This is a genomic window from Terrisphaera buseokensis, from assembly GCF_047521145.2.
GTDB lineage: Bacteria > Verrucomicrobiota > Verrucomicrobiia > Opitutales > Opitutaceae > ER46.
Genome location: NZ_CM134186.1, coordinates 3,562,956 through 3,577,620, shown reverse-complemented (window position 1 = coordinate 3,577,620; position 14,665 = coordinate 3,562,956). Strand labels below are relative to the sequence as shown.

At 65.6% G+C, this 14,665-nt stretch carries 11 protein-coding genes; 7 read left to right on the top strand and 4 right to left on the bottom strand.

The window, feature by feature from the left end:
* Positions 1-42: 42 nt before the first annotated feature.
* Positions 43-1,143, top strand: a complete 1,101-nt coding sequence (locus tag ACLJEU_RS13395; RefSeq protein WP_414664321.1) for a substrate-binding domain-containing protein — start codon at positions 43-45, stop codon at positions 1,141-1,143.
* Positions 1,144-1,502: 359 nt separating this feature from the next.
* Here the strand turns inward: ACLJEU_RS13395 and ACLJEU_RS13390 are convergent, their stop codons facing one another.
* Both ACLJEU_RS13390 and ACLJEU_RS13385 read right to left on the bottom strand, forming a co-directional pair.
* A complete protein-coding gene (locus ACLJEU_RS13390; RefSeq protein WP_414664320.1) occupies positions 1,503-2,825 on the bottom strand; it encodes an RNA polymerase sigma factor in 1,323 nt (440 codons plus the stop codon).
* 8 nt (positions 2,826-2,833) lie between these two features.
* Complete coding sequence (locus ACLJEU_RS13385; RefSeq protein WP_414664319.1) at positions 2,834-3,241, bottom strand: YciI family protein; 408 nt, start codon at positions 3,239-3,241, stop codon at positions 2,834-2,836.
* Between the two features lie 223 nt (positions 3,242-3,464).
* Between ACLJEU_RS13385 and ACLJEU_RS13380 the strand changes: the two genes are divergently transcribed.
* From ACLJEU_RS13380 to ACLJEU_RS13360, 5 genes are all read left to right on the top strand, one after another.
* The gene (locus ACLJEU_RS13380) at positions 3,465-3,830 is read left to right on the top strand and encodes a DUF1428 domain-containing protein (RefSeq protein WP_414664318.1); all 366 of its coding nucleotides are present in this window, start codon (positions 3,465-3,467) and stop codon (positions 3,828-3,830) included.
* A 27-nt stretch (positions 3,831-3,857) separates the two neighbouring features.
* Positions 3,858-4,358 (top strand): SRPBCC domain-containing protein, encoded by a 501-nt coding sequence (locus ACLJEU_RS13375; RefSeq protein ID WP_414664317.1) that lies wholly within the window; start codon positions 3,858-3,860, stop codon positions 4,356-4,358.
* A gap of 9 nt (positions 4,359-4,367) precedes the next feature.
* Entirely contained in the window at positions 4,368-4,823 is a 456-nt protein-coding gene (locus ACLJEU_RS13370; RefSeq protein ID WP_414664316.1) for a DoxX family protein, read from the top strand.
* 379 nt (positions 4,824-5,202) lie between these two features.
* Positions 5,203-7,095 (top strand): ATP-binding protein, encoded by a 1,893-nt coding sequence (locus ACLJEU_RS13365; RefSeq protein ID WP_414664315.1) that lies wholly within the window; start codon positions 5,203-5,205, stop codon positions 7,093-7,095.
* A gap of 252 nt (positions 7,096-7,347) precedes the next feature.
* Positions 7,348-8,127 (top strand): PEP-CTERM sorting domain-containing protein, encoded by a 780-nt coding sequence (locus ACLJEU_RS13360; protein WP_414664314.1) that lies wholly within the window; start codon positions 7,348-7,350, stop codon positions 8,125-8,127.
* A gap of 191 nt (positions 8,128-8,318) precedes the next feature.
* Here ACLJEU_RS13360 and ACLJEU_RS13355 read toward each other — a convergent pair whose 3' ends face one another.
* On the bottom strand, positions 8,319-9,812 hold the full coding sequence (locus tag ACLJEU_RS13355; protein WP_414664313.1) for a hypothetical protein: 1,494 nt from the start codon (positions 9,810-9,812) through the stop codon (positions 8,319-8,321).
* A 273-nt stretch (positions 9,813-10,085) separates the two neighbouring features.
* Entirely contained in the window at positions 10,086-13,202 is a 3,117-nt protein-coding gene (locus ACLJEU_RS13350) for a carboxypeptidase regulatory-like domain-containing protein (protein ID WP_414664312.1), read from the bottom strand.
* A 196-nt stretch (positions 13,203-13,398) separates the two neighbouring features.
* Between ACLJEU_RS13350 and ACLJEU_RS13345 the strand changes: the two genes are divergently transcribed.
* The gene (locus tag ACLJEU_RS13345) at positions 13,399-14,565 is read left to right on the top strand and encodes a Gfo/Idh/MocA family protein (RefSeq protein WP_414664311.1); all 1,167 of its coding nucleotides are present in this window, start codon (positions 13,399-13,401) and stop codon (positions 14,563-14,565) included.
* The last annotated feature ends 100 nt before the right edge of the window (positions 14,566-14,665 follow it).

Sequence of the window (14,665 nt, the reverse complement as noted above, 5' to 3'; positions counted from 1 at the left end):
AAGTGGCGTTGTCCCGCTTTCACTGTCACCACCGCCGTCATCGTGCCCACGCCGAGCCTGCCGCAACGCCAATCGCTGGTCGCCCAGACCGTCGCCTTCCTGCACGCGCAGATCGAGGGCGGCGCATGGCAGGGCTGGCTGCCGAGCGAGCGGTCGTTGTGCGAGTTGCTCCAGGTGAGCCGCAATACCCTGCGCGCCGCACTCGCGCAAATGAAGCAGGAGGGGCGGATCCGCCCGGTGCACGGAGCGGGTAATGAGATTCTGGTGACGCGCGGTCCCGCGGTGGATCAGCGGCGGTCGCGCGATGTGGCGTTGCTGGCACCCGAGCCGATCGAGCGACTCCGACCGATGCAGAGCCTGTGGATCGACGAGATGCGCGCGCTGCTCAGCGAGCGCGGGCTTCGGCTCCGGGTGTTTCACGGGCACCACTATTTCGCGGCGAAGCCGGGCCCGGCCCTGCAAAAGCTCGTCACGCGCAATCCCCACGGCTGCTGGATCCTGATGCTCGCCGGCGAAACGGTGCAGCGTTGGTTCAGCCGCGCGCGCATCCCGTGCATCGTCGCGGGCTCCTCATATCCCGGCCTCGATCTGCCGTTCCGCGATCTCGATCACCGCGCGATGTGCCGGCATGCGGCGGGCGTACTGCTCGGCCTTGGCCACCGGCGGCTCGTGATGCTGACGCAGAAATCCCGGCGCGCGGGCGATCTCGAGAGTGAGGCGGGTTTTCTCGAGGGCGTGAAGAAATCGCGGCACACCGGAGCCGAGGCGCTCGTGATCTATCACGACGAAACCATCGAGAGCCTGGCGCTGGCGGTGCGTCGGATCATCAAACTGCAACCCGCCGCCACGGCGCTGCTCGTGGTGCACCCGCACTACTATCTGGCCGCGGCGAGCCGGCTGGCGCAGAGCGGCGTGAAGATTCCGGGAGAGATCTCGATGATCTCGCGCGACGACGATCCGTTTCTCTCGTTCATCGTGCCGGTGCCGGCCCGCTACGTCGTCAGTCCGCATCTTCTGGCCAAGAGCCTGCTGCGGCCGGTGCTCGATTTGCTCGACGGCCATGTGGTCACGCAGCGCGCAAGTTTGATCATGCCGGAGTTCGTGCGCGGCGAGTCGGTGGCCGCGCCGCGTGCCGGCGACTAGGCGGTTGCATAGCCATCGCCCCAAGCTCTTTCATTGCACCGCGGATTACGCGGATAGCGCGGATGGTTTTATCCGCGTCATCGGCGCAATCCGCGGTCAAATCATCGTGGTTTACCTGCTTCAGTGGCATGGTGCCGTCCCAAGCCAAATCCGCTCAAAGTCCAAAAGCTTCGGGCGATTCGTATAATACCAATCGCTCCTTGCTTTTGGACTTCTGGATCGATCGTGGCGACGAGCGCCAGCGAGTGGCCGTTCGGCCACTCGCTGGCGCTCGTAGCCACGGCTAAAGTCCAAGGGCAAAGGGCGTTGGTATAGGACTATCCGGCCGCGCCAGCTCAGACGGCTGAGCGCGGAGCCGCTCAGGCGGAAATCTCACTCGCCCGTTCGAGCCGGCGCGCGAGGTGCAGTTGTTCGGGCCCGACCTCGGCGAGTTGCAGCGCCCGGCGGAAACTGGCTGCGGCGGCGGCATGATCGCTGAGCCGCCAGTGGAGTTCGCCGGTCACGGCATGCAGGAGATAATGCGACTCGAGGCGATCGCGCTGCGGAATGGCGTCGATCGCCGCAAGTCCCGCCTGCGCGCCGTGGACCTGGGCGACGGCCACCGCGCGGTTCAATGCCACGATCGGCGAGGGCTTGAGTTCCTGCAGTTGATCGTAGTGGCGGAGAATGCGCGGCCAGTCGGTCGAGGCGAAATCGCTCGCGGTGCAGTGACACGCCGCGATGCCCGCCTGCAGATGATATTCCGTGATGTCGTCGCCCCGGGCCGCAGCGACGAGATGAACCAGGCCGCGCTCGATCAGGTCCTGGTTCCACTTCGTCCGATCCTGATCGTCGAGGCGCAGCAGATCGCCGTGGTCGTCGAGGCGAGTCGGAAACCGCGCGCTCGTCAGGTACATCAGCGCCAGCAGCGCGTGGCTGCGCGGCGTCTGGCCGGCGGGATGCGCCACAAGCAGCGTGCCAAGCCGGATCGCCTCCTGGCAAAGTTCCTCGCGCAGGAGCCGTTCACCCGCCGACGCCTTGTAGCCCTCGTTGAACAGCAGGTAGAGCGCGGACAGTACGCCGTTGAGGCGCGGCGTGAGGCTCTCGCCCTCCGGAATATCGAAGCCGAGTCCGGCTGCTTGGATCCGCTGTTTGGTGCGCGTGAGTTGTTTCTCGATCGCGGCCTCGCTGGTGAGGAATGCCCGCGCGATTTCCCCGGTGCTGAACCCGCACATGACCTTCAACGCGAGCACGACCTGGGCGTCGGGCGCGATCGACGGGTGGCAGCACACGAACATCAAGCGCAACGCGTCGTCCCGGATCGTGTGCGCGCTTTCCACGGCGACGGCCGGCGTCGGCGCGGTGACTTCAAAGTGGGTGACGAGCGCCGGTTCCTTGGCGCCCGACATGCGCTGGTGACGCAGCGCATCGCGCGCGAGATTCATCGCGACGCGCGTGATCCACGCGGACGGATTCGCCGGGATGCCGCCCATCGACCATGAGCGCAACGCCCTGAGCATGGCCTCCTGCGCGACGTCCTCCGCGAGGGCGAGATGCTGGACGCCGAACGTGCGGATCAACGCGCCGTGCAGGCGGCCGGTCTCGTGGCGGAAAAAGTGTTCCACCAATTGCGCCGGCCGGCCGGCGTGCGCCGCGTCGCGACCGGCGACGTTCTCCGCCGAATCTGGCCCGACGTTCGCCATTGGTGGCGTCACACCGCGGCCAATGCCCGTGGTGCCCGCGGCCGCACGCCCAGATGGCAGCCGTCCGTCATGCGGCGCACCTCGATGATCAAGCCATGCGGCAGACCGGGATGCCGTTGCGCGATGGCGGTCGCTTCGTCGAGGCTTTCGACGAGAAGCAGGACGTAGCCGCCGATCGCCTCCTTGGCCTCGGCAAACGGGCCGTCCACCACGCGGCCGCCCCCCGGCCCGGAGACGATGCGCGTGTCGAGCTCCAGCGGCACGCCCTCGATGGCCTTGCCGGCGGCGGCCAGCCCGTCGTACCACTCGTTCCACCGGGTCATCAGCTGCTGGCGTTCTTCCGGCGAGAGGTGCGCGTGCGTCTCCGGACCGGAGTTGCGAAAGAAGAGAAGGTAGGGCGTGGGCTTGTTTTCCATGGGCGAAAAGGGGCGGTATCAAAACGAGGTGGAGGCCTGTCGTGACCACGACGTTTCGGAGGTGACTCCCCGGACATGTCAGGTGAAAGATTTCGAACCGCAAGCGCCGGCCGCCGGTGTATCCAATAAAACGCGCGTCGCTGTCCGAAGTCGCGCGCCCGGTTCGTCGTCTTTCTGTAGAGTCATTTCCTCGGTCCATCACCACCCACCCCACGAAACACCCATGAAACGTTACGTCGACGGCTTCGTCCTCCCGGTTCCCACGCGCAAACTCGCCGCCTATCGCCGCATGGCGAAATTGGCCTCGGCGGTCTGGCGCGATCACGGCGCACTCGATTACGTCGAGTGTGTGGTCGAGGACACCAAGGTTCCCCCGATGGGCCTGTCGTTTGCCCGGGGCATCAAGGCGAAGCGCGGCGAGACCATCGTCTTCGCATGGATCGCCTACAAATCCCGCGCTCATCGCGACCGGGTGAACGCCCTCGTGATGAAGGATCCGCGCCTCGCCGCGCTGTGCGATCCCAAGGACACGCCGTTCGACTGCAATCGGATGCTTTACGGCGGGTTCGAGGTGATTGTGTCGATGTGATCCGCCCCGCGTGTCGAGCCTCTCGCCATGTCGACCACGGGATATCATGACGCGCCGCTGACGCGGCCGGCCGCCGGCACCGGGCGTGAACTCATCCTGACCCGGGTTCTTCCGGCGCCGCGCGATCGCGTGTTCCAGGCCTGGACGCGACAGCTGCCGCAGTGGTGGGGACCGCACGGGATGACGATGTTGTTCTGCGAAATCGATCTCCGCCCCGGCGGAGTGTTTCGCACCGTGCTGCAGGCCCCGAACGGCTGCGAGTATCCGTCGCGGGGCGTGTTTCTCGAGGTGGTGGAGAACGAGCGCATTGTCTTCACCGATGCGTTCGAGCCCGGGTGGCAGCCGAATCCCGCGGCGTTTCTCACGGCGGCGATCACCTTCGAGGCGGTTGCGGGCGACCGGACCCGCTACACCGCGCGCGCCCTGCACTGGCGAGCGGAGGACTGCGCGAGCCATCGGCGCATGGGGTTCAGCCAGGGGTGGGGCGAGAGTCTCGATCGCCTCATGACGCTGGTGAGCCGGAGTTGAAACCTTTCCATGAACACCCCCACGACCGTCCAAGCCCGCCCGCCCGTCCCTGCCGCGTCCCGCTCCTGGACCCGGCATCTCGTCACCGCCGTCCGGATCCTGCTGGGCCTGGCGTTCGTCGTCTTCGGCGCGAACGGCTTCCTCAATTTCATTCCGCCGCCGCCGACGCCGCTGCCGGAAGGCGCGGCGGCGTTTGCCGGGGCGTTGTTTAAAACCGGATACATGCTGCCGTTGATCGGCGCGACGCAGCTGATCGCGGGCGCGTTGCTGCTCGCGAACCGCTTCGTGCCGCTGGCCCTGGTGTTTCTTGCGCCCTTCCTGGTGAATGCCGCGGTGTTTCACCTCGTGCTCGAGCCATCCGGCCTGGGCATGACCGGCGTGTTCGTGGCGCTCGAACTGTTCCTCGTGTGGTCGTATCGCACCGCGTACCGGCCGTTGCTCACGCCGCGCTGGCCCCGCGACTGAAGCAACGGCAGGATCCCGCCGCAATCCACCCGTGTAGGCGGGCGCCTACAGGCGGCGGATGCGGCTGGTCGCACGTGAGCGTGAAGTGAAGCGGCGGGGCGATCCGGCCCGGAAACTTTGCCCTGAAGGTGCCTGCGTGCGTGGACGTTAAGCATCTGATCCGGTAGCGGGCGTTCGCGGCTCAAGTGTGATGGCGTTGCGTCGATGAAATTGGAGCACGGACCGTGGAGGTCGACGTGATCCGGCCGGACGCCGGGCGCGCCGCGCCACCCGGATCCCTGCGCCTCACCACTGCCATGACTGGAGCGCTTAGCCATCCGCCGTCTGCGACCAGGACCTCCGCGTCGTGGGTTTGCGCCTGGGTGCCAGCGCGCCTCCCATGAGGGCTGCGATCACCGCGTTGGGCGATCGGCTGGATCAGGCGTACGCCGAGGCGTCGTACTTCACCCGACTCAAGGCACGGCTCCTCGCGGTGTTTTCGGGGTTCATCCTCGCGTGGATTCCGATCAACGTGACCAAGCTCCTGATCGTGAACCCGCCGTCGGTGCCGGGGCGGCTCGCGGTCAACATCGTGTTTGCGGTCGCGGCGCTGTGGTCGCTCCGACGCCTTTTTCGGGGCGGGCTGGAGCAGGCGGGAAACACCTTTGCGCTCAGCACCGTCGGCGCGGCGCACGCGTTGCTCTTTTTTTCCCACGAGTTCGTCGAGCCGCTCAGCGCGGGCGTGCAGTTGTTCGCCTTCGACCTCGTGCTCCTGCTGCTTACGGTCGTGTTCGCATCGCGGGCGGTCGCGCTGGCGGTGGTGGTTATCCAGGTCGCGAGTCTGAGCTGGTTCTACGTCCACGTGCTGCGCGCCCTGCCGGCCGGTTCGATGCGCTTTGCGGCGGACACCCTGTTCCGCGACGGACTCTGCGCGATCGCATTCGTCTTCGGTCTCGCGCTGATCCTGGTCCGCATGATCGCCGCGGCGAATCGTCACAGCGAAACCGCGCTGCGGGAAACGCGCGCGGCGAAGGACAATCTCGAGGTGGTCGTCGCGCGGCGGACGCGCGAACTCGCGGTCGCCACGCAGGAGGCGCAGGATTCGTCGCGTGCGAAGAGCGAATTCCTGGCCAACATGAGCCATGAAATCCGCACCCCGCTGAACGGCATCATCGCGTCCTCGGATCTGCTGCGTCATCGCAACGATGTGCCTGCGTCCGCCGCCGAACACGTGCGCGTCATTTCCGAATCCGGCGACCTGTTGCTGCGGCTGCTGAGCGACATTCTCGATTTGTCGAAGATTGAAGCGCGACAGCTGAGCCTGGAGGAACATCCGTTCGATCTCGCACTCACGCTCGCCGACACCGTGGCACTGCTCAACGGCAATGCCAGCACCGGGCGGGTGCGCTTGAGTTACCAGGTGGCGGCCAACGTGCCGGCCCACGTGGCCGGTGACAGTTACCGGCTGCGACAGGTGCTGCTCAATCTTGCGTCGAACGCGATCAAGTTCACGCCGGAGCAGGGGCGGGTGCACGTGGCCGTCACGATCGACGCGGCGCCACGCCCGGCCACGGCCCGGGAAACCGTGGCGGTGCGGTTCGAGGTCACTGACACCGGGATCGGGATGGATGCGGCCACGCTCGGACGAATTTTCGAACGCTTCACCCAGGCTGATTCCTCAACGACCCGACGCTACGGCGGCACCGGCCTCGGACTCGCCATCAGTTCGAACCTCGTGCGCCTGATGGGCGGCACGCTCGCGGTGGAAAGCGCGCCGGGTCGCGGATCCACGTTTCACTTCACGCTTCCGTTGGCATGCGCGGTGGCACCGTCGGTTGACGAGCCGGCGACGCCGGCGGCCATGGCCGACCTCGGGCTCGAGGTGCTCGTGGTCGAGGACAACGCGGTGAACCGCACCATTCTCGCCGCCCAGCTGAAACAACTCGGCTGCCGCTGGACCGTGGTGCGTGACGGCGTGGAGGCGCTGGCCCGACTCGCTCAGGAACCGCTCCCCGACGCCATTCTGATGGACTGCCACATGCCGACGCTCGACGGCTGGGAAACCACGCGCCGGCTGCGCGCGTGGGCGCACGAGCGCGAGGCATTGAAACGGCGCGCCGCCACGCTGCCGGTGATCGCTTTGACGGCAGCGGCGTTGCCCGAGGAGCGGCAGCGTTGCCTCGATGCCGGGATGAATCGCTTCCTCGCGAAGCCCGTGCGGCTCGCCGAACTCCGCGCGATGCTCGTGCGCTTCGTTCCCTCGAAGGCACGCGAGCTCGCGGCGGTCGACTGAGCGGACGTGCAGGACTGACGTAGCGGGGCGCAGGACGAAAACGGGAGGTGGCTGCGAGCGCCGGCGAGCCGACCGACACCAGGCCACCGACGTTTCGCGACAGCGCACCCACCGGTGCTCGCCGCGAGGACGCCCCGTCGCGCCACTACCGCAGTTTGGGTAAACCGGGCCATGGCATCGGCGTGACGCCAGTGATGAGTTGGGCGCACGGCCTCCCGGGCCGCAGACAAACCACCCTCAACCACCGTATCCATGCCTTCCTTACGTCCATTCCTCCTGTTTGCGTTCGTTTCCGCCTCCCTCGGCTCAGCGCACGCCATGACCCTCACCGCCGCCAACGTCGCCCACACCGAGGATTTCAACACCCTGGCCACCGCCACGGGCAGCGCGATGCCGGCGGGGTGGACCTTCATCGAAACCGGAACGGGCGCAAACACGACCTACGGCGCGACGAATGGCGGTTCGTCGACCGGCAACACCTACAGCTTCGGCGCTACGGGCGACGCAGATCGGTCGTTGGGCAGTCTGCGCACCAGTTCGGTGACGTCGGCCTTCGGTGCGATGATTACGAATCAGACTGGCTCGATCATCACCCAGCTGGACATCCAGTACGTCGGTGAACAGTGGCGGCTGGGTGCGCTCGCGCGCCCTGACCGGTTGGATTTCGCCTACAGTCTCGACGCCACCTCGCTCTCGACCGGCACCTGGATCGAGTTCGACGGGCTGGACTTCATTGGGCCGATCACAAGCGGCGCGACGGGCGCGCTCGACGGTAACGCCACGGAAAATCAGGTCCAGATTGGACAATCGATCGGGAGTCTCGCCCTCGCGTCGGGGGCCAGTCTCTGGGTGCGATGGATCGATTTCGATGCCACGGGCTCCGATGACGGCTTGGCGATCGACAATGTCGCCGTCACCGCGATTCCCGGTGCGGCCCAAGCCGTACCTGAACATCTGCCACTGCCCGTGGTGGCGGGACTCTTCGCCGGTGTGCTCGCGTTTGGGGCGCGCCGGAGTCGGAAACGCGAATAGGCGGGACGGCGAACCCAGTGGGTCGCGATCGGCGGATGCGACCGAGGGCGGTCGCAGTCCAGTTCAAAACTAAACCGCTGCAAATTGAATCCCGCAGTCCCGGTCATCCTTCCTGCCTGAGGTCGCGCGTCGTCAATACGCGCGATCAGCGTCCTGGAGCCTTGGTTTCAGGACCGAGTAAGTGAGTGGTCTTAGTCGGCGAAGCGCAGGGCGAACAGATCGGCGTCCTTCAATCGCACGCGCAGGCGTACGGTTTGCCCTTTGAGGGCGGCGAGACTCGAGCCTTGTTTCCACTTGGCCGTGGCGTCGAGTTCGTCGCCGAACAGCGGCGGCATGTCGGCCGCGGCAAAACCCGGCAGCGGTTTGCCGGCCGCGTCCTGCAGCTCAATCTCCACCGAGCCCGCGGCCGAGGTCGCATAGTTCAACACGAGGCGACTGCCGCCGATCACCAATGGGTGGGTCGTGAACTCACCGCCGGCGGCACCGGCGTTCATCGCCGCGAAGCGGTGACGCGGCAGCGTCAGACGGCGGATGCGGCAATCCGGCCAGCGGTAGTGCTCGGAGATGTACATCGACCATTCTCCCGGCGCGCTCTCGACGATGCCCCAGGCGGGCATGTTGTTGCGGTCCGTCCAGTTCTTCTGATCCGGGCCGGGCCGAACCCACGCCTCGAGGAAGGTCCGATCCCAGAATTGACCGTCGCGACTGGTCATGAAGACGGCGTCAGAAACGCCGGGGCCGCTGTGCTCCGGCACTTTTTTGCGGTTCGTGACGAAGCGCTTCGGGAACGCCACCAAGAGATGCTCGGCACCCGGACACGGTACGGTGGAACTGGTGTAGAAATGTTCGTACGGCACGTCCTTCGCATAGCGATTGGACACCGGGTCGCCCCAGGTGACGAAGTCGGCAGACGGCACGCTTTGGACGGCGCGAACCTTGTTCTCGAATATCCGGCTGTAACACGTGTAGCGATCACGGGTGGGATCCCAGAAGGCGAGATTGAGCGAGTCGAACGCGCCTTTGGTCATCACGGGTTCGGGGCGAATTTTTCGCCAGTTGATGCCGTCGGGTGAGGCGAACGCATACAGCCCTCCGGGCGTCTCGCCTTGGTGCCAGTTCCGGCCGGGTTGCTTCAAACCCGCGAGCGCCTTGTAGCGCGCGTCAGGCGTGGCCTTCGGGTTTGTGTCGAGAAACGGCGCGAAATTATGCGACTCGACGCCCCGCCAAACGACATTGTTGTCCTTCGAACCGTTGACCTCAATCAGGCCGAGCTTGGGCCGGGTGAAGTGAATGCCATCGCGACTCTCGGCGACGCACGTAACCTGGTTGTCAGAGTGATCTGACCCCGCGACCGACCCGCGGTAATAGAGTCGGATCACGTCGCCATCCTTGAGCACGGCGAAGTAGGCGCTGGTGGGCCCTTCCCACGGAGCGTCCAAAACGAGAACGACCTCGGCGCGCCGGGGTTCGTGAAGCTTGAGCGCCGCGCCGCGGGTGTTCGCGACGAGAAAATTGTCCACGAATAATTCCCAGCGCGTCCCGAGCTCGAGCGGGGAGGCGGAAACGCCGCCGGCCGGGTCTGCACCGATCGCGAGCGGGCTTAAGGCGAACATCGACTCGAAAGCCAACGCCAGGGACAACATTCGGCCGCGACCGACGGCCCGAGCAGAAGGGAGGAGTTTCATGGAGGGCTTTCTGTATACAGGAGTGAACAAAGTGGCTGTCAACTTTGAACCTGATTGGATCGACCGATATGCGCTGATCTACTGGAAGCGCCATTGCACTGCGTCGACGCGGGCCGTGCGTGCCTGTCTCTCGCCAATCTGGGCGTAGCCTATTCTGTATACACAGGCGGCAGGTTTGTCCATCGCGGCCTCGCGGCGGCGGACGCATCGCTCGCCGTGAGCAAGCGAGCCGAAAACAGATCCCCGTGAACCCAATCCCTGGCGAACGCGTGGCTAGAACGAACCCTTCACCCCGAACGACCAGAGCGATCCGTAGGTCGTGCGCTGGCGAAACTGGGCCAGTTCGGGCGTCGCCGGACCGTAGATCTGCGTGTCGTTCGTGGCGTCGCCGATGTTGCGCATGGACGCGAACACCGCGAAGCGCTTCTTCAGATAATATTCCCCCTGCAGGTCGAGGAAGAGCAGTTTGGACGTCCAGTTGAAGGTGCCCGCTTGGATGCTGCGTCCTGTGACCGGGCTGCCGCGGCTGAACCCGCGGTAGTTCCAGTTGGCGCGGACATTGAACTTCGGGCGCGTCAGGCTGACGCCCCAGTTGTAGCTGCGGGGCACATAGCCGGCGAAATTCGCGTTCTCGTCGCCCGTGGCCCGCAGCGCTGTCGCATTGGCAAACACCTGCACGCCGCGCGCCCAGGTCGGCAGAAAGGTCAGCGCCTGCTTGTAGTCGAACTCGCAGCCCGTCATCCGCACCGACCCAGGAATGTTGTATTGCGTCGAGACGTCGAAATTCCCGTACGTCGCCGCATCGATGCCGTAAAGCGCGAGGAACTCCGGCGTGGGGGCAAAGACGGTGGCACCGAAAAAATTCTCGAAGTCCCGGCGGAACGCCCCGACCGACACCTGGCCGACCCCTTCGAAATAATACTCGAGCCGCACCTTGGTGGTCTGCGCGCTCCACGCCTTGATGGCGGCGTTGTTCACGGTAATGCGGTTGCTGTTGGACGGTGGCAGCTCGGCGTCGGGCAGCGTGACGCCACCGGCGTATTGGTTGAAATTGGGCCGGCCAACCGACTTATAGAACGCCGCGCGCGCGATCAGATTTTCGCGCACATTGTAACTCGCGTTGAGATTCGGGAAGAGGCGGAGGTATTCCTTTTTCGTGTGTGCCGCCCGATCGAGCAGTGTGAGTTGTGAAACGCCCAGTGCGTTCGAGGTGGGAACGATGAGCAGCGGACTGCCGTTGGCGCCGCGGATCACGCGGCCACTGGCGTCACGTTGGTAGTTGCGCGTGGGATCATTCAGCGGCCCCTCCGCGTTGATGTTCGTTTGCTCGGCGCGCACGCCGCCGACCAGCTTCAGCCGTCGATTGAGCAGCGCGAGGTCGCCGCGGATATAGGCCGACGACACCACTTCCCTGGCGAGCTTCGATCCGTTCACCTCGGAGGTGTACAAGGTAGCCTGATTCGTCGTCGCGTAGGTCGGGTGTTCTTTGAGGTAGTTGTAGGCCTCCTGCGTGCTCGTGTATTGAATCTTGGGAAACCCGTACGGCGCCGTCCGCTCCGAAAACACCTCGTCCAGCAGGATCCCCGCGCCGTCGTCCGAGCCGGCGGCGGCGGGATTGCCGCTCGCCCGACCGTCGGTCCCGACGAACGTGTACGAGGGCGTGCTCGTGCGGTTGTCGCGAATCGACTGCCGCAGATCGACGCCGCCCTTCAACGTGAGCGGCAGGCCGTTCAGATCGAATTCGCGCCGCAGGTTGGCAAACGTGCTGCGCTTCACGTCCTGCGTCCGGCTCGAGGTGCCGTTGCCGGTCGAGAGCGCGTAGTTGGAAAGCAGGTACGGGTCGAGCGGCGCGCCCGACGTGCCGTCAAAGACGCTGATGCGCCCGGGCCGCAGGTAGAAGTTGTCGTCGAAGTTGATCGTCACGTTCTGCCGGATCGAGGTCACGTTGTTCAGGTAGCCCTTGTCGATGCTGCGGAACGTGAGCTCCTCGTGCGAATGGCCCAGCCCGGCCTCGGCCTTCCAGATCGGGCCGTTGTGCCGGTAGGTCAGCATCGGCATGTACTTGAGCCGCGCGTGATGCCGAGACTGCGACGCCGTGCGCAGTTCGCCGCGTCCCGTCTGGCCATGCGTGAACGTGGGCGCGAACTCGCCGGGACTCACGCGCTGCACGAGGAACGTCAGGTTGCGCTGGTTGAGCGGCGAATCGTAGAGCGCATAATCGAAGGCGAAGGACACGCGATCGTACGCGGAGAACTTGTAGTCGACGGTCACGCCGAGCGACGTGCGCTGGGTGTGTTTGCCGCCGTCCTCGACGACGTAGTCGGTCAGGTAGGGGCGGTCGGGCGTGGTGTCCGGGTACTGCGTCGCCGCCGTCGCGGCCGTGATGCCGTTGGTGGCCGAACCGGCGGCCCGCCAGGTGTTGGCCGTGCGTTCCTCCTCGGTGTACTGCTTGGTGGTGGCGCCGGTGAGCGTGAAGCCGAAGCGGTCGTTGACCGGCTTGACGTAGGAGAAGTCGAAACCGGGATGCACTTTGCGGGTCCGCACCCAGCGCGGGCCGGGAGTCTTGGAAAACAGGTGCCGGTCGTTGTCGCGCATCATCATGAACGCGCTGTAGCTGAACGTTGGTCGCGCGTAATCAAAGGAACTGCGCGGGATCATGTTCACCGAGCCCGCCAGCGCCGCGCCGGGCGACTCCGGGGTGGGCGAGTGGATGGCCTCGATGCGGGCAACGTTGTTCATCGAGATCGTATGGAAGTCCACGTTGCGCGTCGTGCCACCACCGGAAACGGTGGAAAGATCGAAACCCCCGACCGTGATCGGCACGTACTCCGGCGGCACCCCGCCCATCGAGATCGAGCGCGCCGCGCCGCCGATGAAATCGATCGTGATGCCGGGAAGGAATTTCAGAAAATCACCGACGTTGTTTTCGAGCACGGCGCCGAATTCGTCGGCCGCGACCACATTCACGATGTTGGAGGCGAAGCGCTGCTCGTTGATCGCGATGGCGGCGCCGGCCATTTCCTTTGACGAGGCCACGACGACTTCGGCCAGGGTCACCACGCCGCCCCCGAGTTCGAAATCGCGCCGGGCCGTGGCGCCGGCGGTGACGCCGACCGCGGCCGTTTGCACCTCCATCCCGGTAAAGAAGACCTTCACGCGCGCCTGCCCCGCCGGCACGTTGACCAAACGGTACTGGCCGCCCGTGTCGGTGAAGGTCTCGAGCGACGTGCCTTCGATCGTGACCCGGGCACGTTCCACATAGTCACCGGAGCCTCGGTGCGTAATGCGGCCGACAATCGTTCCCGTGGCAGGAGCCTGCGCGTGGGCGAGGCTGAGCAGCAGGCTCGTTGAAAACAGGCATAGGCGGATGAACAGCGCGGAGAGCTTCATGGTCGGATGCGGGGGTTGAAGGGATTTCGGCCGCCGGACTGACAACGATGAAACCGGATAGCCTGACGATGAGCAGTGGGCCGCGGCAGACAAGTCGCTGCGAGCGCTTATTTGTGACGTGTGGGTGACGCCGGCGCAACGCTCCAACGTGCACACCGCCGTTGCCTTGTTCACGCCCGACGTTCATGTCAGGCGCATGAATCGTCGCCGCTTTCTGACCCACAGTGCCGGTGTGGTTGCCGCCGGGAGCATGCTGCCTTCGATCTCCCTCGCGGCCACCCCGCCGGTTGCCGGCAAGGCCGCGAGCCTGGCCTACGTGCCGCGGCCGAAACCCACACCCGTGGTAAAGCCCGGTGAATTTGTTTTCGCCGCCGCGCACTTCGATCACGGCCACATCACGGGCCAGTGCACCGCGCTCATCGAGGCGGGCGGCACGTTGAAATGGGCCTACGAGCCCGACGAAAAGAAGCGCGCCGCGTTTGTCGCGCGTTTCAAAACGGTGAAGGTGGCGCGCTCCCTCGATGAGATTCTGGCTGATCCCGAGGTAAAGCTCGTCGCGGCGGCCGCTGTGACCTCCGAGCGTGGCGCGCTGGGCTGCCGCGTGATGGAGGCGGGCAAGGATTACTTCACCGACAAGGCCCCCTTCACGACGCTGGATCAACTCGCGCAGGCGCGGGCCGTCACCGCGCGCACGGGCCGGAAGTACATGGTGTATTACAGCGAACGCCTCACGTCCGAAGCCGGCATGTTTGCGACCGACTTGGTTCACGACGGCGTCATCGGCCGCGTCGTGCAGGTGACCGGCCTCGGGCCGCACCGGCTCAACAAGCCGACGCGCCCGCAATGGTTCTTCGAGCGCGCCAAGTACGGCGGCATCCTGTGCGACATCGGCAGTCATCAGTGCGAGCAGTTCCTGACGTACACGGGCGCGAAGGACGCCATCGTCACGCATGCGGCGGTGGGCAACTTTGCGAACCCGGAGACGCCGGAACTCGAGGACTTCGGCGAGGCCTCGTTCGTTGGCGACAACGGCTCGACGAATCAGTTTCGCGTCGACTGGTTCACGCCGGCCGGACTCAGCACGTGGGGCGACGGTCGTACGTTCATCCTCGGAACGAAGGGCTACATCGAACTGCGGAAATACGTCGACGTCGCGCGCGAGAAGACCGGCGAGCATGTCTATCTCGTCGACGGCAAAGGTGAGCATCACCTCGCGGTCGACGGTCGGGTGGGAAGCCGGTTCTTCGGCGAGTTCATTCTCGATTGTCTGAACCGCACGGAGAAGGCGATGACCCAGGCCCATGCGTTCAAGGCCGCGGAACTGTGTTTGCGGGCGCAGGCGAGCGCCCGCCGGCTGACCTGAAAGCGTCCCCAAAGGTGATCCCGTCGCGACCGGGGTCGGTTTGGCGTTAAGCGATTGCTAAATCGGGGCCCGGCGCCAGGCGCGCGACTTAAAAACGGTC

Excerpts from the sequence above, each read along its gene's own strand:
- ACLJEU_RS13390 (WP_414664320.1), bottom strand. The coding sequence starts at position 2,825 with ATGGCGAACGTCGGGCCAGATTCGGCGGAGAACGTCGCCGGTCGCGAC.
- ACLJEU_RS13385 (WP_414664319.1), bottom strand. The coding sequence starts at position 3,241 with ATGGAAAACAAGCCCACGCCCTACCTTCTCTTCTTTCGCAACTCCGGT.
- ACLJEU_RS13380 (WP_414664318.1), top strand. The coding sequence starts at position 3,465 with ATGAAACGTTACGTCGACGGCTTCGTCCTCCCGGTTCCCACGCGCAAA.
- ACLJEU_RS13375 (WP_414664317.1), top strand. The coding sequence starts at position 3,858 with ATGTCGACCACGGGATATCATGACGCGCCGCTGACGCGGCCGGCCGCC.
- ACLJEU_RS13370 (WP_414664316.1), top strand. The coding sequence starts at position 4,368 with ATGAACACCCCCACGACCGTCCAAGCCCGCCCGCCCGTCCCTGCCGCG.
- ACLJEU_RS13365 (WP_414664315.1), top strand. The coding sequence starts at position 5,203 with ATGAGGGCTGCGATCACCGCGTTGGGCGATCGGCTGGATCAGGCGTAC.
- ACLJEU_RS13360 (WP_414664314.1), top strand. The coding sequence starts at position 7,348 with ATGCCTTCCTTACGTCCATTCCTCCTGTTTGCGTTCGTTTCCGCCTCC.
- ACLJEU_RS13355 (WP_414664313.1), bottom strand. The coding sequence starts at position 9,812 with ATGAAACTCCTCCCTTCTGCTCGGGCCGTCGGTCGCGGCCGAATGTTG.
- ACLJEU_RS13350 (WP_414664312.1), bottom strand. The coding sequence starts at position 13,202 with ATGAAGCTCTCCGCGCTGTTCATCCGCCTATGCCTGTTTTCAACGAGC.
- ACLJEU_RS13345 (WP_414664311.1), top strand. The coding sequence starts at position 13,399 with ATGAATCGTCGCCGCTTTCTGACCCACAGTGCCGGTGTGGTTGCCGCC.